Annotated in this window: 3 protein-coding genes; 2 read left to right on the top strand and 1 reads right to left on the bottom strand. The window is 62.2% G+C overall.

The window, feature by feature from the left end:
* Together murU and ACRESD_RS08965 are read left to right on the top strand one after the other, a co-directional pair.
* The coding region (murU, locus tag ACRESD_RS08970; protein WP_431750592.1) for an N-acetylmuramate alpha-1-phosphate uridylyltransferase MurU at positions 1–619 on the top strand (619 nt) is incomplete at its 5' end.
* A gap of 1 nt (position 620) precedes the next feature.
* Positions 621–1388: a TerB family tellurite resistance protein gene (locus ACRESD_RS08965; RefSeq protein ID WP_431750591.1), complete on the top strand. Its 768-nt coding sequence runs from the start codon at positions 621–623 to the stop codon at positions 1386–1388.
* A gap of 71 nt (positions 1389–1459) precedes the next feature.
* Here the strand turns inward: ACRESD_RS08965 and ACRESD_RS08960 are convergent.
* The coding region (locus tag ACRESD_RS08960) for a DUF3530 family protein (RefSeq protein ID WP_431750590.1) at positions 1460–2004 on the bottom strand (545 nt) is incomplete at its 5' end.

The raw sequence follows: 2004 nt of genomic DNA, 5'->3' as shown, positions 1-2004 counted from the left end.
GCATACGCCCAAGCCGCTGGTGCAGGCGGGCGGCAAGCGCCTGATCGAATATCACCTTGAGGCTCTGGCGACGGCCGGTTTCACCGAGGTCGTGATCAACCATGCCTGGCTCGGTCAGCAGATCGAAAACTATCTGGGTGACGGCGCTCGGTATGGCCTGAGCATCCAGTACTCGCCGGAAGGTGAGCCGCTGGAAACCGGCGGCGGGATTTTCCAAGCGTTGCCGTTGCTGGGTGATGAGCCCTTCCTGGTAGTCAACGGTGATATCTGGACCGACTACGACTTCACTCAGCTATGTCAGCCGCTTCAGGGCCTGGCCCATTTGGTGATGGTGGATAACCCGGCGCATCACCCATCGGGTGGCGATTTCTACCTGGACCAGGGTTTGCTTCATGATGCGGCGCCCGGTGCCGATAACCTGACCTTCAGTGGTATTTCAGTACTCGACCCCCAGCTGTTCGCGGGTTGCAGTGCCGGTGCCTTCAAGTTGGCGCCGCTGCTGCGGGCGGCGATGGCCAAGGGTTTGGTAACGGGGGAGCACATGGCGGGACGCTGGATTGATGTGGGCACCTTGGAGCGCCTGGCGCAGGTCGAAAGCCTGCTAACTGCGGAGCAATAAGATGTTGTGGCCAGGGACGCTGATTGGCGCCGGGGCTGGCTTTGCCATTGCCAGTATTCCGGGGGCCTTGTTGGGGGGCTTGTTGGGGCAGGCGCTGGATCGCCGACTGCAATTGCAGAGTTGGGCACAGCTGCGCGAGCGACTGGGCGGGCGGCCAGCGCTGCGCAATGACGAGTTGCTGTTTGTGCTACTGGGCAGACTGGCCAAGAGCAATGGCCGGGTGGTGGATGGACACATCCAGCAGGCACGCCAGGAAATGCGTGCGCTCGACATGAACGAGCCTGCCCAGCGACGCGCCATCACCGCGTTCAACCGTGGCAAGTCCGGGAGTGATCGGGTGCGCAACTATTTACGCGTACTCAAGGCGCAACCCCATGCGGCAGAGGGCGTATTGCGCGCCTGCTGGCGCATGGCCTGGGCCGACGGCAGGGCGGATGACGCGGAGCGCGACTTGATCGACCTGTGGGGCAAGTGGCTAGGCTGGACCCCGCATCAGTTGCAGGCACTGGCAGCCGATTACGCCCCTGAGCGTAAGCCCCTGGCCAACCGAGGCGGAGCCTATCAGGAAGCGTTGCGAATTCTGGGGGTAACGGCGACCACGGAGCCCTCGGTTATCAAGCGCGCTTATCGTCGGCTGCTCAGCCGCCACCATCCGGACAAGATTGCCGGCACTGGCGCCAGCCCAGCGCAAGTGCGCGAGGCCACCGAGCGAACCCGCGAGCTGCACAACGCCTATGCGCTGATCCGCGAGCGCAGGGATTTCCGATAGCGGTCGGATTTAAAAGTGACAACCCAATTCACTGTGGGAGCAGGCAAGCCAGCTCCCACATTTGATCGGGTTCAGTCTGCAACGGCTTGTGGGCTCAACCAACCGCGAACCCGCCGATACAACTGTTCCTGCTCGGCCGAACTATTGCCGGGTACGGTCTTGAGTGATACCTGCTTATAGCCATCATTCTTCCCGCGCTTGGCCGCCTGAAGACGTGCCAGGGCGTTTTTACGTTCCAGGGGACTGTCTTGGTAGAAAATATCTGCCGTCGGCACTTTCAGAGCTGGAGCCACTTGTTGCAAATCCGGCTGGCGACTCATCGGGGTCTTGCCGTCCACCATCACCAACTTCTGCACTTGGGCTGGCTGTTTCTCGCTCAGGTAGCGTGCGGCCCACCAGGCACCACTGCCATGGCCGAGCAGTACCACGCTGCGGGCACTCTGGGTCTGGGCAAAGGCCACGGCGGCATCTATACGGTCGAAAATGCGCTTGGCGTCGTTCTTGTCCTGTTCTTCCGCGCCCGGCACCACCGCTGGGTCGGTGCCTTCGGCTTCGGCGCTGGCGGCTTGTTCGATTGGCTTGGCGGCGGTGCTGCCGTCTTTACTGCTGGTGTCGA

It is taken from the genome of Pseudomonas sp., assembly GCF_050739995.1.
In the GTDB taxonomy this organism is placed as follows: domain Bacteria; phylum Pseudomonadota; class Gammaproteobacteria; order Pseudomonadales; family Pseudomonadaceae; genus Aquipseudomonas.
The sequence above is the reverse complement of the archived record's forward strand: the minus strand, read 5'-3'. Positions and strand labels throughout refer to the sequence as shown.

What these genes read in the sequence shown, in the direction of transcription:
- ACRESD_RS08965 (WP_431750591.1), top strand. Translation starts at nt 621, where the DNA reads ATGTTGTGGCCAGGGACGCTGATTGGCGCCGGGGCTGGCTTTGCCATT.